General features: G+C 64.7%; 17 protein-coding genes. 6 read left to right on the top strand and 11 right to left on the bottom strand.

All coding sequences use genetic code 11. The annotated features are described in order from the left end of the window. Nucleotides 1-77 precede the first annotated feature (77 nt). Entirely contained in the window at nt 78-1358 is a 1281-nt protein-coding gene (locus tag ATJ78_RS09630) for a uracil-xanthine permease family protein (RefSeq protein ID WP_098407401.1), read from the top strand. A 19-nt stretch (nt 1359-1377) separates the two neighbouring features. Here ATJ78_RS09630 and ATJ78_RS09625 read toward each other — a convergent pair whose 3' ends face one another. From ATJ78_RS09625 to ATJ78_RS09615, 3 genes are all read right to left on the bottom strand, one after another. After that, nucleotides 1378-1707: a peptidase gene (locus tag ATJ78_RS09625; protein ID WP_098407400.1), complete on the bottom strand. Its 330-nt coding sequence runs from the start codon at nt 1705-1707 to the stop codon at nt 1378-1380. Further along, entirely contained in the window at nt 1704-2882 is a 1179-nt protein-coding gene (locus tag ATJ78_RS09620) for an inorganic phosphate transporter (protein ID WP_098407399.1), read from the bottom strand. The genes ATJ78_RS09625 and ATJ78_RS09620 overlap by 4 nt, the downstream gene beginning before the upstream one ends. Before the next feature lie 151 nt (nt 2883-3033). Next, nucleotides 3034-3873, bottom strand: a complete 840-nt coding sequence (locus ATJ78_RS09615; protein ID WP_098407398.1) for an aldo/keto reductase — start codon at nt 3871-3873, stop codon at nt 3034-3036. A 51-nt stretch (nt 3874-3924) separates the two neighbouring features. Here ATJ78_RS09615 and ATJ78_RS09610 point away from each other — a divergent pair, with 51 nt between their 5' ends. Further along, complete coding sequence (locus ATJ78_RS09610) at nt 3925-6033, top strand: S9 family peptidase (protein WP_098407397.1); 2109 nt, start codon at nt 3925-3927, stop codon at nt 6031-6033. A 72-nt stretch (nt 6034-6105) separates the two neighbouring features. Here the strand turns inward: ATJ78_RS09610 and ATJ78_RS09605 are convergent, their stop codons facing one another. Further along, complete coding sequence (locus ATJ78_RS09605; protein ID WP_098407396.1) at nt 6106-7134, bottom strand: 6-phosphofructokinase; 1029 nt, start codon at nt 7132-7134, stop codon at nt 6106-6108. Nucleotides 7135-7278: 144 nt separating this feature from the next. Here ATJ78_RS09605 and ATJ78_RS09600 point away from each other — a divergent pair, with 144 nt between their 5' ends. Together ATJ78_RS09600 and ATJ78_RS09595 are read left to right on the top strand one after the other, a co-directional pair. Next, nucleotides 7279-8787, top strand: a complete 1509-nt coding sequence (locus ATJ78_RS09600) for a class I adenylate-forming enzyme family protein (protein WP_098407395.1) — start codon at nt 7279-7281, stop codon at nt 8785-8787. Then, on the top strand, nt 8784-10013 hold the full coding sequence (locus ATJ78_RS09595; RefSeq protein WP_098407394.1) for a beta-ketoacyl-[acyl-carrier-protein] synthase family protein: 1230 nt from the start codon (nt 8784-8786) through the stop codon (nt 10011-10013). Before ATJ78_RS09600 ends, ATJ78_RS09595 begins: the two co-directional genes overlap by 4 nt. Nucleotides 10014-10024: 11 nt before the next feature. Here ATJ78_RS09595 and ATJ78_RS09590 read toward each other — a convergent pair whose 3' ends face one another. The 3 genes from ATJ78_RS09590 to ATJ78_RS09580 are packed head-to-tail and all read right to left on the bottom strand — an operon-like array spanning nt 10025 to nt 12256. Beyond that, entirely contained in the window at nt 10025-10825 is an 801-nt protein-coding gene (locus ATJ78_RS09590) for a MetQ/NlpA family ABC transporter substrate-binding protein (RefSeq protein ID WP_098407393.1), read from the bottom strand. 19 nt (nt 10826-10844) lie between these two features. After that, entirely contained in the window at nt 10845-11513 is a 669-nt protein-coding gene (locus tag ATJ78_RS09585; RefSeq protein ID WP_098407392.1) for a methionine ABC transporter permease, read from the bottom strand. Continuing rightward, nucleotides 11513-12256: a methionine ABC transporter ATP-binding protein gene (locus tag ATJ78_RS09580; protein WP_098407391.1), complete on the bottom strand. Its 744-nt coding sequence runs from the start codon at nt 12254-12256 to the stop codon at nt 11513-11515. The genes ATJ78_RS09585 and ATJ78_RS09580 overlap by 1 nt, the downstream gene beginning before the upstream one ends. A gap of 161 nt (nt 12257-12417) precedes the next feature. Between ATJ78_RS09580 and ATJ78_RS09575 the strand changes: the two genes are divergently transcribed. Continuing rightward, nucleotides 12418-12684, top strand: coding sequence for a mycoredoxin (locus ATJ78_RS09575; RefSeq protein WP_098407390.1), 267 nt, complete (start codon nt 12418-12420; stop codon nt 12682-12684). Nucleotides 12685-12688: 4 nt separating this feature from the next. Here ATJ78_RS09575 and ATJ78_RS09570 read toward each other — a convergent pair whose 3' ends face one another. Both ATJ78_RS09570 and ATJ78_RS09565 read right to left on the bottom strand, forming a co-directional pair. Further along, nucleotides 12689-13051: a DUF6804 family protein gene (locus ATJ78_RS09570; RefSeq protein WP_098407389.1), complete on the bottom strand. Its 363-nt coding sequence runs from the start codon at nt 13049-13051 to the stop codon at nt 12689-12691. Continuing rightward, nucleotides 13051-15195: a DEAD/DEAH box helicase gene (locus ATJ78_RS09565; protein WP_098409307.1), complete on the bottom strand. Its 2145-nt coding sequence runs from the start codon at nt 15193-15195 to the stop codon at nt 13051-13053. The genes ATJ78_RS09570 and ATJ78_RS09565 overlap by 1 nt, the downstream gene beginning before the upstream one ends. A 205-nt stretch (nt 15196-15400) precedes the next feature. On the opposite strand from ATJ78_RS09565, the gene ATJ78_RS09560 reads away from it, so the two are divergent. Further along, nucleotides 15401-15925, top strand: coding sequence for a hypothetical protein (locus tag ATJ78_RS09560; RefSeq protein ID WP_098407388.1), 525 nt, complete (start codon nt 15401-15403; stop codon nt 15923-15925). Nucleotides 15926-15955: 30 nt separating this feature from the next. Here the strand turns inward: ATJ78_RS09560 and ATJ78_RS09555 are convergent, their stop codons facing one another. Further along, nucleotides 15956-16807 carry an aldehyde dehydrogenase family protein gene (locus tag ATJ78_RS09555; RefSeq protein WP_098407387.1) on the bottom strand — a complete coding sequence of 284 codons (852 nt, stop codon included), beginning with the start codon at nt 16805-16807 and terminating at the stop codon, nt 15956-15958. Then, nucleotides 16804-18315: an aldehyde dehydrogenase family protein gene (locus tag ATJ78_RS09550; protein WP_098407386.1), complete on the bottom strand. Its 1512-nt coding sequence runs from the start codon at nt 18313-18315 to the stop codon at nt 16804-16806. Before ATJ78_RS09550 ends, ATJ78_RS09555 begins: the two co-directional genes overlap by 4 nt. Between the last annotated feature and the right edge of the window lie 11 nt (nt 18316-18326).

Raw genomic sequence — 18326 nt, 5'->3', positions numbered from 1 at the left:
CGAAGCACAGGCCGGCCCTTCCGGTACGGTGTCTTCGGGGTTGCACGAGGTGTCCCCATGAGCGAGAGCGAGCGCGAATGCGACTTCCCTGGACCCTGCACGGCGACGGCAAGAACATCGACTCCCGGGCCGTTGTCGGACCGGCCGAGCGCCTGAGCTGGCCGAGGACGATCGGAATCGGGGCTCAGCACGTGGTCGCCATGTTCGGCGCCACCTTTCTCGTACCCGTACTCACGGGATTCAGCCCGAGCACGACGCTGCTGTTCTCCGGCGTCGGAACGATTCTCTTTCTTCTGATCACGCAGAACCGGCTTCCCAGCTACCTCGGCTCGTCGTTCGCCTTCATCGCGCCCATTACAGCCGCGACGGCAACGCACAGCATGGGCGCGGCACAGTTCGGGATCGTCGCCGTCGGCGTGCTTCTGGCCGCTATCGGGGCTCTCGTGCAATGGGTCGGATCGGGGTGGATCGATGCGGTCATGCCGCCCGTGGTCGCCGGCACGATCGTCGCACTCATCGGATTCAACCTCGGTCCAGAGGCATGGAACAACTACCAGCAGGCTCCCGTGAGCGCGACGGTGACACTCGCCGCCGTTGTCGTATCGTCTGTGCTGTTTCGCGGCATCCTCGGCCGGCTTTCGATATTCATCGGCGTCGTCGTCGGATACGTGTGCGCGACACTTCTGGGCGAAGTCGATTTCGCGGCGATTGAGAAGGCGCCGTGGTTCGGGCTTCCGACATTCTCGTTTCCGGCGAATCCCCTGGCTGACCCAGGGCTCTGGGGACTGCTTCCGGCGTTCCTTCCCGTCGTGCTCGTGCTCGTGGCCGAAAATGTCGGACACATTCGAGGGGTCGCCCAGATGACCGATTCCTCTGTGAACGCTCAGACGGGCCGCGGTCTTCTCGCAGACGGAATCGCAACTGTGCTCGCGGGAGCCGGCGGAGGCTCGGCCACGACAACGTACGGCGAGAACATCGGCGTCATGGCGGCGACGCGCGTCTACTCGACAGCGGCCTACTGGGTCGCGGGTATCGTCGCGATCCTGCTGTCGCTCTCACCCAAGTTCGGAGCCGTCATCGACACCATCCCCGCCGGGGTTCTCGGCGGTGTCACCACGGCGCTCTACGGGATGATCGGCATCATCGGCGTCAAGATCTGGCTCGACAATCACGTGGACTTCAACAAGCCGGTCAATCAGTTCACGGCGGCAACGGCGCTCATCATCGGAATCGCAAACTTCATCTGGAGCGACGAGGCGTCAGGGGTCACGTTCAACGGCATCGCGTTCGGCACGATTGCGGCGATCGTGATCTACCACGTGATGAACTGGATCGGTCGCTGGCGGGGAACGAACTGACCAGTCGCACCGCGCCCGGTCAGTGGAAGAGCGGGACGATCAAGTAGATTCCATACAACACGGCGCCGGCGCAGCCCGCGAAGCACACGTATGCGCCGATACGCGCGGCCATTCGCTGCGCGGGAGTCAGCGGGTTCTTCTTGACCGCCTTCTCGACGCGCTTCTCTTCACGAAGGCGCTTCTTCTCGGACATGACCGTGATGGCGTCGGTGAATTCCGCGGGTGCGACAAGAGGCGCCCGCCCTGCGGAGACGAGGAGTCTGAGCCCGAGAGCGTACAGACCCACGACGATGACGGCGGCGAGAAGCGCCGAGACGAAGACGACGAGGAACGCCAGCCAATCGATCATTTCTTCACCTTATTCTTGCGCTTCTTCTTAGAGATCTTGACGGCCCTACCCGACGCGGCGACATCGGCAACGGCGTTGCTGTGATCGACCTTGTCGCGTCGCGACCAGAGATAGAGGCCGAGGATGATCGCGACTCCGAGGATCGTGTCGATGAGCAGACCGGCGGGTCCGAGGCCCGCGAGGAGCGCTGCCGCCGCACCGACGATGGCTGCGGACGGGAGCGTCATCAGCCAGCCGATTCCGATGCGGCCCGCGGTTCCCCACCGCACCTTCGATCCGCGTCGGCCCAGACCGGAGCCGATGACAGAACCGGAGGCTACCTGCGTCGTCGACAGGGCAAAGCCGAGGTGACTCGACGCGAGGATCGTCGCCGCTGTCGATGTCTCGGCGGCGAAACCCTGCGCCGGCTTGACCTCGGTAAGACCCGTGCCCAGCGTCTTGATGATGCGCCATCCGCCGATGTACGTGCCAAGGGCGATCGCCAGCGCGCACACGACGATGACCCAGAACTGCGGTCCCGAATCGGAGGGCTGAGATCCGACGGCGATGAGGGTCAGTGTGATGATGCCCATCGTCTTCTGTGCGTCATTCGTGCCGTGCGAGAGCGCGACGAGGGACGACGTGAAGATCTGACCGTAGCGGAAGCCGCTTCGCCCGTCGGCCTTCTTGTCATACCGACGTGTGAACGCATACGCCATTCTCGTCGCGACGAAGGCGATGATGCCGGCGGTGAGCGGTGCGATCAGAGCCGGAAGGATGACCTTCGACAGCATGACCGAGAAGTCCACAGCGTGAATGCCCACCCCGACGAGGGCTGCACCGATGAGGCCGCCGAACAGGGCGTGCGATGAGCTCGATGGAAGGCCGAGCAGCCACGTCACCATGTTCCAGACGATGGCGCCGAGAAGCCCGGCGAAGATGAGCGCGGGTGTGATGAGCACTCCCGCCTCGCCCTCGCGAATGATGCCGCCGGAGATCGTTCGCGCCACTTCCGTCGAGAGGAAGGCACCGACAAGGTTGAGGATCGCCGCGACGGTGACCGCGACCTTCGGCTTCATCGCTCCCGTGGCAATCGGGGTGGCCATCGCGTTTGCGGTGTCGTGGAAGCCGTTCGTGAAGTCGAAGAACAACGCGAACGCGATAACGAGAATGACGACGAGGGAGGTTATTTCCACCAGTAGAGTCTCTGAGTCTTAGCCGGAGCGCGAACGTGGCTCCCCGTCGGGCAACGAGGACGTCGGCTTGTGGACACCCGCGGTTAAGGCGGACGCTACCGAGTCTCGCACCGGCGTGCCTCGTCGGTCAACTCGGTCGCGCCGCGGACGATCACATTTCTTCGTGCACCGTCGGGTCTCCGCCGAACAGGCGTCCGTCCGGCGTGCCGAGCGCCGAGATCGCCGCCACCTCGTCAGCGTCGAGCGAGAACCCGAAGACATCCAGATTCTGCCGCTGCCTGTCAGCGTTTCCCGATTTGGGAATCGGGACGACGCCGCGTTCGAGATGCCACCGAAGCACGGTCTGGGCTGGAGTGACGCCGTGCCGGGCGGCGATGTCGACGATGACCTGCTCGTTATACGGCGCAGCTGCCTTGCCGAGCGGGCTCCATGCCTCGGTGACGATGTCGTGGTCTGCGTGGAAGGCGATGAGATCGTCTTGCGGAAAGTAGGGGTGAACCTCCACCTGGTTCACGGCGGGCAGCACGCCGGTTTCGGCGGCCAGGCGCGTGAGAAAGTCGATGGTGAAGTTGGAGACCCCGATCGAGCGCACCCGGCCATCCTTCTGCAGGTCGATCATGGCGCGCCACGCGTCGGCATACTTGTCGACGCTCGGGTTGGGCCAGTGAATGAGATACAGGTCGATCGTGTCGACGCCGAGCGCTTGTCGAGAATCCTCGAACGACGCGAGGGTCTCCTCGTATCCGTGTTGGCGGCCGGGAAGCTTCGTCGTGACCGTGATGTCCGAGCGGTGAACGTCGGTCTCGGCGAGCGCTCGCCCGACAGCATCCTCGTTCTTGTAGTTCACGGCGGTGTCGATGAGCCGATAGCCGGTGTCGAGCGCGGACAGCACAGCCTGAGTGCCTTCGTCGCCGCGCAGCGGGTACGTGCCGAAGCCGATGGCGGGAAGTGAGGTTTCATCGCGAAGCTGGCGTACGGGAATCTCAGTCATAACTCCACCGTAGACGGTCGGCCGCGCCCGTTGAACGGATAGCGTTGTTGCATGACAGTTGCACCTCGCGCGTCGCGTCGTGATCATGTGAGAACACATCACGGCGACAGCGTCAACGATCCGTATCACTGGCTGAGCGACAAAGACGATCCGGAGGTGCTCGACTACCTCAATCACGAGAATGCGTTCGCCGATTCCTCTGTCGAGCATCTCGCTCCTCTGCGGCAGAGACTGTTCGACGAGATCAAGGCTCACACGCAGGAGACGGATCTGTCTGTGCCCGTTCGCGAGGGCGACTGGTGGTACTACTCGCGCACGTTCGAGGGAAAGCAGTACGCGAGTCATATGCGCGCGCCTACCGACGATTGGACACCTCCGGACACGAGCTCGGGACACGTCGACGGCGAAGAGGTCGTGCTCGACGACAACGCTGCAGCAGACGGCCACGAGTTCTATCGGCTGGGCTCGTTCGACGTCAGCAGAGACGGTACCCGGATGCTGTATGCCACCGACACGGTCGGAGACGAGCGCTACACACTGCGCATTCGAGACCTGGCCGCGGGGCACGACCTCGCAGACGAGGTGCCCGGAACGTTCTCGGGTGCCGTGTTCTCCCCTGACGGCCGCTGGGTGTTCTACACGACCGTCGACGATGCGTGGCGGCCCGACACCGTGTGGCGGCACAGGGTCGGCACCACGGCCGATCAGGATCAGCGGGTCTACCATGAGCCGGACGACCGGTTCTGGGCGGGGGTTGGCGTCATGCGCAGCGGCCGCTACATTGTGATCGCGCTCGGCTCGAACGTCACGAGCGAGTGGCTGCTCATCGACGCTGACGAGCCCGACGGAGAACCGAAGACCGTCTGGCCCCGCAGCGAAGGCGTCGAGTACGAAGTCGAGCACGCGATCATCGGCGGGCGCTCGACGCTGCTCGTGCTGCACAACCGGGATGCCATGAACTTCGAGCTCGTCGCCGTGGATCCCGAGTCGCTCGGGGACTCGCGCGCGGGAGTGACGGTGCTGGCGCACGACAGCGAGATTCGGCTCGAGTCCGTCGAGGCGTTCCGCGATCGACTCGCCGTCGAGTACCGCGAGGGCGGCATGACACGTATCGGGACGATCGAGCTCGACGACGATTCGACGCCCGAGGACCTCACGCTCTCCCCCGTCGAGTTCGACGAACCGCTCTACACCGTCGGCTTCGGCGGCAACCCGGAATGGGCACAGCCGACTCTGCGGCTCAGCTACACGTCGCTCGTGACGCCCGGAACCGTCTATGCCCTCGATCCGGTGACAAGCGAGCTCACGCTTCTCAAACAGCAGCCCGTGCTCGGCGGCTTCGACCCGGACCAGTATGTTCAGTCACGGGAGTGGGCGACGGCTCGCGACGGAGCCCGGGTTCCCATCTCGATCGTTCGGCGTCGCGACGCGGCATCCGGCCCCCTGCTTCTGTACGGCTACGGCTCGTACGAGCACAGCATGGACCCGGGATTCTCGATCGCGCGGCTGACATTGCTGGACCGCGGAGTGACGTTCGCGATCGCGCATGTCCGGGGAGGTGGCGAGCTCGGACGATCCTGGTACGAGAACGGCAAGCTCATGAACAAGAAGAACTCGTTCACCGATTTCGTCGACTGCGCCGAGCACCTCATCGCGGCCGGGTTGACGACACCGCAACAGCTCGTCGCGGAGGGCGGAAGCGCTGGCGGCCTGCTCATGGGAGCAGCGCTGAACCTCGCTCCCGAGCTCTTCGCGGGCGTCCACGCGGCGGTTCCCTTCGTCGATGCGCTGACCACCATTCTCAATCCCGAGCTTCCGCTCACGGTCATCGAGTGGGACGAATGGGGCGATCCGCTTCACGACCCGGACGTGTACGCGTATATGAAGTCCTATTCTCCATATGAGAACGTGCGAGACGACGTGGCGTACCCGCGGATTCTCGCGACGACGAGTCTCAATGACACTCGAGTGTTCTATGCCGAACCCGCGAAGTGGGTTGCTCGCCTGCGGGAGGCGGGCGCTCCTGTGCTGTTGCGCACCGAGATGCACGCGGGTCACGGAGGCGTAAGCGGCCGCTACTCGGGATGGCGAGAGCGCGCATGGGAGCTCGCGTGGATTCTTGACGTGCTCGGCTGCGCAGACGCAAAGGTGGTTGGCTGACAGCGGCTCCAAAGCGCCGCGACGTCACGACGCCGGCCCTGCCAGCTTCGGGCCGGCGTCTTTCTGCGACGGTCAACCGAAGAGAATGGCCGCTTCGTCGTAACGGTGCTGCGGCACGGTCTTGAGCCCGCCGAGAGCGTGTTCGAACGGGACGTTGACGATGTCGGTGCCGTTCAGCGCGAGCATGGTTCCCCACTCGCCCTCCATGACCGAGTCGATCGCGGCCATGCCGAGACGCGTCGCGAGCACCCGGTCGTATGCGCTCGGGACGCCGCCCCGCTGCAGATGCCCGAGGACCGTCCCACGGGACTCGATACCCGTGCGCGCTTCGATCTCGGGAGCAAGAACATCAGCGATGCCGCCCAGACGCGGGCGATTGAACGCGTCAAGTCCCTTCTCTGAATGCGGCGTCTCCATGGTGTCGAGAGTGAACCCCTCGGAAACCACGACGACGGGGGCCCGACCGCGGTCGGCGACCGACTGCACCCACTGAACGATCTGGTCCATGGACTGGGGCCGCTCGGGCACCAGAATCGCGTGCGCGCCTGCTGCCATTCCCGCGTGCAGCGCGATCCAGCCCACGTGCCTGCCCATGACTTCGACGACCATGCAGCGCTTATGCGATTCGCCCGTGGTGCGAAGCCTGTCGATCGCCTCGGTTGCGATCTCAACCGCGGTGTCGAAGCCGAACGAATAGTCGGTGGCGTCGAGGTCGTTGTCGATCGTCTTGGGAACGCCAACGATCTTGAGTCCTGCATCGGTGAGTCGCTTCGCTGCGGCGAGTGTGCCTTCGCCGCCGATCGCGATCAGAGCGTCGACGCCGATGCGGTCAAGCGTCGCCTGAACGTTTTCGGGGCCGCCGTGCGGGCCCTCGAAGGGGTTTGTGCGGCTGGTGCCGAGGATTGTGCCGCCCTGCTTGCTCAGTCCGCGCACGCTGTGCCGGTCGAGGGGCATCGTGAGGCCTTCGACGACGCCCTTCCAGCCGTCACGGATGCCGACGAACTCCTGATTGTGAATCTTCGTGCCCTTGAGCACGGCACCGCGGATCACCGCATTCAGGCCCGGGCAGTCGCCACCGCTGGTGAGTACGCCGATTCTCATGAATTACTCTCGTTCCTCTTGATCGGGGGAATGAACAGGGTCAGCGCCGTTGCTTCACCACACGACAATAGCGCGACCGAACCTCAGGTTACGCATCGGCGGACGTACCCCGCAGACTCGTGCGGGCAGAACTAAGCTCGAATCATGCCGTTCACTCGCACTATTCTCGAGGTCGCCGAAACCGATCCGGCACGTCTCGCGCTCGCAGGAGATGGCGAGCGCTATACGTACGACGAGCTCCGCACAGCATGCACGCTCGTGCGCAGCGGCGTCGAGCACCTTCTCGGAACGTCCCACGACACGACCCGCACAGACGAAACCAGGGGCGTGCCCATTATCGCGGTCTCATTGACGCGTTCCATCGACGTCGCGCGGTTTCTCTGCGGCGCGAACGGCTTTCGCGCGATCATCGCCGTGCTCGATCCGCTGTGGCCCGAATCGCACCGTGTCGAGACGATCAGGCGCGTCGATGCCGCGCTCGTCATCACCGACGACGCCGCATTCGAGAACGCGCTACTCGCGCACGACGCGTGGAGCGGCACGGCGCTCTCCCTCGAGCGTTTCGACGAGCTTGCAGCATCCGCCCCGGTCTCCGCGGGGCCCGAGGTGCGCCCTCGCGATGAGCCCTTCCTTCTGCTGTTCACGTCGGGAACGACAGACCTGCCCAAGGGATTCGTGCGCACGCGTGAGAGCTGGGATCACAACGTCGCCATCAGTCGCGCGTACCTCGGCGCCGAAGATGGGTACGCGACGATCGCGCCAGGCCCCGTCTCGTACAGCCTCACTCTCTACGCCCTCGTCGAGGTGATGGCGACGGGAGGCTCCCTGTACCTGCAGTCAGGATTCGACGCGATCGCAGCGGCACGCGCCATCGACGCCGAGCAGATCGAGCGTTTCGTCGGAGTGCCGTCAATGCTGCTCGCGCTCGTTCGGGCGGCCGAGCACGCGGGGCTCTCGCTGACGTCGCTACGCGAGGTGATCACGGGCGGGGCGAACCAGAACGAGAGCATTCGCACCGCATTCGAGACCGCCGCGCCTGACGCGCATCTGCGCAGCTACTACGGGGCGTCTGAGATCGGCTTCATCGGGTACAGCGATTCGGGCGACGGCACGCGGCTCATTCCCTTCGACGGCGTCGAGGTGAGCGTGCGCGATGGGGACACTCCCCTGCCCGAGGGCGAGATCGGCACCCTCTACATTCGCGTCGCGTCCGCCGTCGAGCGCTACCTTGCGTCGACGAGTTCTCAGCGGATCACCGGTGCTGACGGCTGGTCAAGCGTCGACGATCAGGCGTCTTTCGCGAACGGCATGATCGAGCTCGCCGGGCGCGCCGGCGACATCGCAGTTTCGGGAGGACACAAGGTATCGCTTCCGCAGGTCGAGAGGGCGCTCGCGACGATTCCCGGCTGTGAGACCTGCTGCGCCGTTGCCCTGCCTGACCCGTCACTCGGATCGATCATCGCCGTCGCCATCGAGGGTGACGAGCTGCCGGCCAAAGCGACGATGCAGGCAGAACTCAAGCGGATGCTCGCACCGCAATTCGTTCCGCACCGGTACTACCGCGTCGATGAACTTCCGCGAACCGCGGGAGGAAAAATTCGGCGCACTGCTGTCACGGAGCTCATCGCCGACGGAGGAGGCGAGAGACTGTGAGCGCGGGACGACGCGCGGTCATCACCGCGATCGGTGCAGTGACCCCGTGCGGTCTCGACGCGGAATCGACGTGGGATGCCGTCGTCTCCGGCCGAAGCGGAATCCGTGCTTTCGAGCATGTCGACGTCTCGGACCTCGCGGTTTCCGTCGGAGGCGAGGTGCGCAACTTCGATCCGCTCGCCTTTGTCTCACGTTCAGACGCGAAACGCCTCGACGCTCACGCTCTCTACGCGATCGCGGCTGCGCACGAGGCCATGAGCGGTGTCGAGCCGCTCAATCCCGACCGTTTCGGCGTCACGGTCGCCACGGGGTCGGGCGCCGTCTCGCTGACGCAGGAGGCCGTGCGCACGCTCGATCGCAGCGGACCCCGTCGCGTTCCGCCCGGGGTCGTGGTCTATGGCGGTCCGGATGCTGCCGCCGCCTACCTGAGCCAGAAGTACGATGCTCGCGGCGCGAGCGCCGGGCTTTCCGCAACGTGTGCAAGCGGCACCGCGGCGCTCGGCGAAGCTCTGCGCGCCGTGCGTCACGGCTACGCCGATGCGATCCTCGTTGTCGGAGCGGATGACTGTCTCAATCGGGTGAACCTGGCTGTGAACTCGAGCCTCGGCGCTCTCGCCCCGGGGTACGAGAGCGCCCCGTCGCAAGCGAGCCGGCCGTTTGATCGCGCACGTCGCGGATTCGTCATGTCCGCGGGCGCCGCCGCGCTCCTTGTCGAATCGGACGAACACGCCCGCCGCCGCGGAGCCGTTGCTCTCGGAGAGATCGCCGGATACGGCGTCTCCTCTGACGCCCACCACCCTACTGCCCCTCATCCGCACGGTCGCGGTGCGATCTCGGCCATGCGCGGTGCCCTTGACGACGCGCGCGTCACGCCCGAATCTGTCGACCATGTGAACGCGCACGGCACGGGGACGCCGCTCAACGACGCGATGGAGGCATACGCCCTTCAACACGTCTTCGGTGACGCCCTCGCCAGCATCCCTGTCACGTCGACCAAGTCGACGACGGGTCATCTGCTCGGTGCCGCCGGCACGCTCGAGGCCGCTCTCTCCTTACTCGGCATGCGAGACGGCGCGATACCGCCGACCATCAATCTCGACGACCCGGAGTTTCCCGAGCTCGACGTCGTGGCGCACGAGGCACGGTCTGAGCGTGTCAGCACGCTCGTGACGAACTCGTTCGGCTTCGGCGGGCATAACGCCTCGCTCGTGCTTCGCGCCGTGTGACGCGATGCGCCTCAGAACGCTGCGGGCACGCCGAGTTCGGTCAGGGTCTCGCGCACGTGCTCGCTCGTCAGCGCCTTCGCGAGAGCCGTGATCTCCGGTGAGTCGTGGTTGTCGGGCCGAGCAGCCATCGTCACCTCGAACGCCTTGTCCTGTTCGACCATGAGCCCGTCGTCTTCTGGGGTCAGCTCGAGCTGCCGGGCGAACGAGGGCAGATTGAAGACGGCATCCGCTTCGTCATACGCCGTATTGAGCTGCATGAGCCCCACCTGCGTGATCTCCAGGTCGCGCGGGTTCTCGGTGATGTCGCCGACCTTCGCCGTGAAGCGCTCCACGTTCTCATCGAGAGTGATGAGCTTGGCGTCGGCGAGCATCTGCAGCGCGCGCCCCGCATTTGCCTTGTCATTGGGGATCACGACGCTCCCACCCTCGGGCAGTTCGTCGAGTGACGAGAGCGACTTCGAGTAGAACGCAACGACCGTCTTGTACACGGGCTGCACGGCGACGAGGTTGGCGTCGTTCTTCTCGTTGAACTCCTCCATGAATGAGGGGAACTGCACGAGGTTCGCGTCGATCTCCTTGTTCTTGAGCAGGATGTTCGGCTGCACGTAGTCGGAGACGGGCACAAGCTCGATCTCATACCCATCGTCAATGACCTCGGCGGCGGCTTCGACAGCATCCGTCATCGGCGTCACCGTCGCGGCAACCTTGATGGTGACCGTGCCGCCGTCAGCGCTGCCGGCGGCGGCGCTGCAGCCCGTTGTGATGAGCGCGAGCGACGCGACAGTCAGCGCGGCAAGGGAACGCAGTTTCATGAGTGCCTTTCTGGTGAGATCAACGTTTGTCGAGGGCGGCCGACACCTTCTCGCCGGCCATCTGCACAAGCAGAACGCAGGCGATGACGATGACGATCGTCGAATACATGAGCGCGTAGTCGTACTCTTGGTACCCGTAGCGCAGAGCGAAGTCGCCAAGGCCGCCCCCGCCGACGATGCCCAGAACCGTCGAGTACGAGATCAGGCTGATCGCCGCCGACGTGAGCGCGTACACCAGCCCGGAGCGTGCTTCGACGAGCAGAAAGCTCATGACAGTCTGAGCCGCGCTCGCGCCCATGGAGCGGGCGGCGTGCAGAATGCCCGGAGGCACCTCGAGGAGGATCTGCTCGACGAGCCGCGCATAGAGGGCGACGCCGACGAAGCACAGGGGAAACGTCGCTGCTCCCGTGCCGAACGTGGTTCCGTAAAGAATCCTCGTGAGCGGAATGAGAAAGACGACGAACAGCAGAAACGGGAACGAGCGCACGACAGTCACGTAGAGATTCGCGACAGTCCAGACAGGCTTGTTCTGCTGCGCGCCGCCGGGACGCGTGAGATAGATGAGCACGCCGAGCGGCAGACCGAACACGACGGCCGCCGCGAGCGAGAACGCGAGCATGAACCCCGTCTCGGCCATCGCGACGCCGATCTCGTCGATGTTCGCCGAGATCGACTCGATAACATCCATCAGGTGCCGAGAACTCTCTGCGCATGAGCCAGATAGCTGCTCTCGGCAACGCGGTCTCGGGCTGTCGGAGCGACGTCGAGCACGCTCTTGAGAGCCCCGTTTTCCAACACGGCGGCGCGGTCGCAGGTCGCGCCTACGGCGTCGAGCTCATGCGTGACCAGCACGATCGTCGTGCCGAAGTCGCGGCGCGTGGCGGCGAGCAGCTCGAGGATGTCTGCTGTCGTTCGTGTGTCGAGAGCGCTTGTCGGCTCATCGCACAACAGAAGCGCCGGCCGTGTGACGAGCGAGCGCGCGATCGCTACTCTCTGCTTCTGTCCACCCGATAGCTGCGCCGGATACCGCTCTGAGAACTCGGTGAGGCCGACGTACTCGAGCAGTTCCCCGATGAGCGCGGGGTCCGAGCGACGCTGCAGCTTGAGCGGCAGCGCAACGTTCTGCCACACCGTACGGTTCGACAGCAGATTGAAGTTCTGAAAGACCATCCCGATGCGCCGCCGCAGCTGACGACGCTCGCGATCCTTGAGTTGCGTCGGATCCGTACCCTCGATCAGCACCCGCCCCGCCGTCGGATGGTCGACAGCGTCAAGCAGCCCGAGAAGCGTCGACTTGCCTGCTCCAGACTCGCCAATGACGCCGAGAATCTCGCCACGTTTGATCGTCAGATCCACATTGTCGAGCGCCGTCGTCGCTCCGAACCGCACGGTGACGGCGTCGAGCACGGCGACGGGCGTTGCCTGCAGCATCCCGCCTCCGATCCCTGGTGTATGAATAATGGGCCGCGTCCAAGTATAGAGGGACTCAGGATGCTGTCGGGCAGCGAGCGAGCCGCGTCGCGGAGTCACTCGGGATTCTGCGCAGCGGCAACACAGTCCCTTCGACGGCACGCTCGGATTAGGCTGGGCACATGGACTACACACCGGAGACCGGCTCCATCACGATGTTCACCACGACCTGGTGCGGATACTGTCAGCGCCTCAAGGCCCAGTTGCAGAGCGCCGGAATCGGCTATTCAGAGGTCAACATCGAAGAGGTCGAGGGTGCAGCAGCGCTGGTGGAGAAGGTCAACGACGGCAACCAGACGGTGCCGACGGTTCTGTATCCCGACGGCAGCGCGGCGACGAACCCCTCACTCGCCGAGGTGCAGAAGGCACTCGCCGCACAGGGCCGCTGAGCACTCAGCGGCGAGACCGGTCAGACGACGTCGCGGGCACTTTGATGAGGAACCCCGCGATAACAAGGGCGATGGGTGCGATCAAGTGGGCGGCCGCCCAGCCCGCTCCTCCCATCGTGAGCGGAAATACGGGATTCCACGCGACGACAACGGGGACGATGACCACGAGCCACGCGTAGGCGCGCGCCTGAACGGCGAAAACGCCCATGACGGCAACGAGAATCGCCACGGCGAAGCGCACGACGATGAACCATTCGCTTCCCAGCAGGGCGGCTCCGGCCATGAGCGCCATCGCCGCCAGTATTGCCGGCGCGAGAGCGGGCCGGGTGAACGACTTCTCGGGGTAGCGCCCCCTCGACGCAGCCATCAGCTCTCGAGCGTTTCACGCAGCAGCTGCATGAGCGCCGTCAGCTGAACAGCGTCCTGCGAACCGATCTCGGTGTCACTGCCGTCGAGGGCTCTCGCGGCGAGGCCCTTCTTCGAGTCGATGAGTTCTGCGATCTTCGTGTCGAGGGTGTGCGCCGCGATGATACGCCATGCCGTGACCGGCTCTTCCTGACCGATGCGGTGCACGCGATCGATCGCCTGAGTCTGTTCTGCGTCCGTCCACGACAGCTCGGCAAGCACGACGTTCGACGCCGCCTGCAGGTTGACTCCGACTCCGGCGGCGGTCAGCGAGCAGACCGCGACAGACACTGTCGGGTCGTTGTTGAACGCGTCGACGGCCTGCTGCCGCGCGGCGGCAGGCTGGTCTCCGCGGAGCGAGACGGTCTTGATATCCTGCTGCTCGAACGCCTGCTCAGCAGCATCCATGACGTCGATGTGCTTCGCGAAGAAGACGACCTTGCCGACGGAGCGCGCCAACTGACCTGCATAGTCGGCGGCGAGCTGGGCTTTCGCCTTTCCGATGCGCCTGACCATCGTGAAGACGTTCTCAGTGCCGCGCGCTCCCTTGGACTCATCGAGCTCAGACTGAGCAACGAGCCTGATGACGTCGTCGTCAATGACGGAGGCATCGTCTCCGCGAGCCGCAATGATGCGTCGGTACCGGGCGAGCAGCCGCTCGGCGAGTTCACGCTCGGCTGCACGAATCGAACGCGCCTCCTCGTCGTCGAGCTCCACAGGAAGGTCGGCGACGCGCTTCGACGGCAGGTCCTTTGCCACGTCGACTTTGCGGCGGCGCACGATCCCCATGCTGATCACTGCTTCTCGCGCTTCCCGGTAGAAGCCGTTGTCGGCGGGAGTCAGGCCCGTTGCATCGAGCTTCTCCATGAGCGCGCTCGTCGGTTTGCCGTCTTTCACCCAGCCGAGAAACTGCCAGATGGCGTTGAAGTCCTCGACATCGTTGATGAGCGGCGTACCCGTGAGCGCCATGAGCAGCGGGTCCCCGCCTGGAGCGTTCTGTCGAATGCGGTTCGCGAGCGACAGAACGTGCTGGGAGCGCTGGGAGTGCAGATTCTTGATGAAGTGCGCTTCGTCGACGACCATGCCGCGGAAGCCGAGCTTCCCGAGCCACGAGAGGTGGCGATCGAGAACAGCGTAGTTGACGACGAAGACATCAGAGAAGGCATCGACGTCGCGCCCGTCACCGTGAATCACCGTGACGCGTCGCTGTGGCGTCCACTGCTGAACCTCTCGGGCCCAATTCATTTTGACGACGTTGGGAACAACGGCGAGCAGAGGGTAGGCGTCGGCGACGGATGCTGCGAGAACAGACTGCGCCGTCTTTCCGAGGCCCGGCTCGTCAGCGAGCAGGAATGTGCGGTGTCCGTCGCGCACACTCTCGACGAATCGCGCCTGATGCCGCATGATCTCGAGCCCCTTGGGAGCCAGCCTGTCCACCTTGGGCGCTTCCGGAAGCTCCATCGTCGCGGAGCCGCCGCCGGCACCCAGTTCGAACGCCTTGTACAGCGGGCCCATGAGCTCCCAGCCGTCAAGTCGGCGACGCACGGTATCTGCCGCCGTGGCACGCGTGAAGTCGGGTGCGAGAAACGGACTGGCAAGAAGCCGCGACTTCACTGATTGCGGCAGCACCTGCTTTTCAGCGAGCTCTGCCGGAACCGTCGGCTCAACGGCGGGCTTCTCAACGGTGATGATCAGTTCATCGGCCGAGAGCTCCTTGCCGGACTCAATGAGCCAATCGCGCCGCATACGTTGAGCAACGGGACTTGTCGCCTGGTCCACCTCGAGCAGGCTGATGAGTGAGGTATCTCGCGCCGCTGTCTTCGCGAGGATCGTCGCAACACCGTCAAGTCGCTTGAGCAGTTCGGCGCGCGAAGAGTCGCTGAGCGTCTCGTCGGACTTCACTCGCGCGCGCTCCTCGCGCACGAGAAAGGCGATCACCTGAAACTTCGTACGGTTGGTCGGACCGACCTTGCCCTTCTGCGCCTTCGCCTCGACCTCGCGTACTTTGCGCGCAAGAATCGGAATGATCGGGGCATCGTCGTCATGGCGTGCGGCAGCGCGTGATGAACCACGACCGGATGCACGGCGTTGACCGTTGTGCGGCATGCTCCTCCTGAGCAGTCGAAGTGCCGGCGCGTGACCGGCGTCGAGCAGATCTTGCCACGCGGCGGGGGCGGGACGGCGACGGTCTTCCTGCCAGATTGTGCGCACGGCAAATGCATAGTCATTCTACGACACGTCGAACGGTCTTCCGCCCTCGTGACGGCGTATGACAATACGCTGACAGTGACATTATGCACCGAGGAGGGTGATGAACGCCAGAAAGACCGCGAATCGGATGCTGTTGGTCGGCGTACTCATCATCGTCGTCAGCGCAGTCGCCGCGATTCCGCTCCGCGCTGTGCTCGGCTCTGTCAGGCCGGCCGACATCGCGCTCCTGGACGCCTTCGCTCCCCTGCATTCGCTTCAGACGTGGGCTCTCGTGTGCGGATGCGCCTTCATCGCATTGTCATTTCCGCTGCGTGCGCTGCACGGAAGACAGTTGAGCGTTCGTCACCGGCGCTCTCTCGCGACGCTCCTGCTCGTGGTCGGGGTGGGCTGCGTCGTCGTCGGCCTCCTCTCCGTTCCGCTCATATCCTGGCTGAGCAACGTGCTGATGCTGACGAATACGGGACAAGACGTGCTCTTCATCGCGGGGCCGGTGCTGTTTCCGATCATCTCGCAGGCCGTTCCTCACACCGGTCTCGTGCTGATTCCCGCTTCCGTTCTCCAACGAGCCATCGAACGGGACGCCACTGATCGTGCACGAATTTTCAGCGGGCCTCGCGCTGAATGACGTTCACCGGCAGAGTGCGGCGGCCGCGCGCTAAATCATGCTCTTCGTGTGCCAGACGGTCTTGGTTTCCGTGAACGCTGTGATGCGGTCAAGGCTCGGCCATACGTCCGGCTCGGGCGGCAAAACACGCTTGAGGGTGTCAGCGGCCTCAATCTGGAGGTCGACCCAGTCGAGCTGCTGTGCACCGGCCAGGTCAAGCGCATTCACGTCCGAGTGGCTCGCGAGCCACGGCGCGATCTCGGCGGGCGACCCTGTCAGCACATTGACGACCCCGCCGGGAACGTCGCTCGTCGCGAGCACCTCCGCGAGCGTGATCGCCGAAAGCGGGAACTGCTCGCTCGCCACCACAACGACCGAGTTTCCCGTGACAAGCGCTGGGGCGACGACGCTCACCAAGCCGAGCAGCGACGATTCCTGCGGCGCGACCATCGCGACAACGCCTGTGGGTTCGGGAACGGAGAGGTTGAAGAAGGGGCCCGCCACGGGGTTCGCGTTACCCGCGACCTGCGCGTACTTGTCGGTCCAGCCTGCGTACCAGACCCAGCGGTCGATCGCCTCGTCCACCTGCTTCTCTGCTGCGTTCGCAGAGACGCCCTCGGCGCGCTGGATCTCGTCGACGAACTGCGCTCGACGCCCTTCGAGAAGTTCGGCGATGCGATAGAGCACCTGCCCGCGGTTGTACGCTGTCGCTCCTGACCATCCTGCGACCGCCGTTCGCGCCGCTTTGACGGCGTCGCGCGCATCTTTGCGCGATGCCTTCGACGCGTTCGCGAGAAAGGCGCCTTTCGCGGTTACGATCTCGTACGTGCGTCCCGATTCAGAACGCGGAAACTTTCCGCCGATGAACAGCTTGTATGTCTTGGGCACCGCGAGTCTGCTCATTTCCCGTTCTCCTTCGTCGACGTGCGCGTGAGGCTGCGCGACTTCTTCTGCGGCAGTGCAGCGGCGGGCGCACCCGCTGGTGCAAGGTACGCCCCGAGCCCGTGGCGGCCGCCCTCGCGTCCATATCCGGATTCTTTGTAGCCACCGAACGGGCTGGCCGGGTCGAACCGATTGAAGGTATTGGCCCAGATCACGCCCGCGCGCAGCTTGTCTGCCACGGCGAGAATCCGACTGCCCTTGTCCGTCCAGATTCCGGCTGAGAGCCCGTACGGGGTGTTGTTAGCCTTTGCGATGGCCTCAGCGGGAGTGCGGAATGTCAGCACGGAGAGCACAGGCCCGAAGATCTCGTCCCGCGCAATCCGATGCGACGTCGAGACGCCCGTGAAGATCGTGGGCGCAAACCAGTAGCCGTGCGCCGGAAGCTCGCACGGTGCGGTCCATCGCTCCGCGCCCTCAGCCTCCCCTGCGTCGGCGAGAGCGGTGATGCGCGCCAGCTGCTCAGACGAGTTGATGGCGCCGATGTCGGTGTTCTTGTCGAGCGGGTCGCCGAGTCGCAGGGTCGACAGGCGTGACTTGAGGCGCTCGATGACCTCGTCGTGAATGCTCTCCTGCACGAGAAGACGCGAGCCAGCGCAGCAGACGTGTCCCTGGTTGAAGAAGATGCCGTTCACGATTCCCTCGATGGCCTGATCGATCGGCGCATCGTCGAACACGATGTTGGCGGCTTTGCCACCCAGCTCCAGCGTGAGCTTCTTATCTGTTCCCGCAACAGACTTCGCGATTGCGCGGCCCACCCCTGTCGAGCCGGTGAAGGCGACTTTATTGACGTCAGGATGCTGCACGAGCGATTGTCCCGTCGCGCCAGCGCCCGTGATGATGTTCACGACGCCCGCGGGAAGCCCTGCCTGCTGCACGATCTCCGCAAAGAGCAGCGCGGTCAGCGGCGTCGTCTCCGCGGGCTTCAGCACGACCGTGTTTCCCGCGGCCAATGCAGGGGCGATCTTCCACGACAGCATCAGAAGCGGAAAATTCCACGGGATCACTTGACCAGCGACGCCCAGTGAGCGCGGATTCGGGCCGAGCCCCGCGTAATCGAGTTTGTCCGCCCAGCCGGCGTAGTAGAAGAACCAGGCCGCGACAAGTGGAACATCGACGTCGCGGCTCTCCTTGATAGGCTTGCCATTGTCGAGACTCTCCGCGACGGCAAGCTCGCGAGCGCGCTCTTGCACGAGTCGGGCGATGCGGAACAGATACTTGCCGCGGTCTGCGCCGGACATCTTCGACCAGACGCGGTCGTAGGCGGTGCGCGCGGCCGCCACGGCACGATCGACGTCGGACGCGTCGGCGGTCTGCACCGTCGCGATCGTGCTCTCGTCTGCCGGTGAGATGGTCTGGAACGGCTGCCCAGACCCCTCGACGAACTCGCCGCCGATGAACAGACCGTACTCGTCTTTCAGATTCAGGATCGCCGTCGACTCGGGAGCCGGGGCGTATTCGAGGAAGCTCATGATGTTGTCGC

It is taken from the genome of Paramicrobacterium agarici, assembly GCF_002563955.1.
Lineage (GTDB): Bacteria > Actinomycetota > Actinomycetes > Actinomycetales > Microbacteriaceae > Paramicrobacterium > Paramicrobacterium agarici.
Note: the sequence above shows the minus strand (reverse complement) of the source record. Positions and strands in the feature narration are given on the sequence as shown.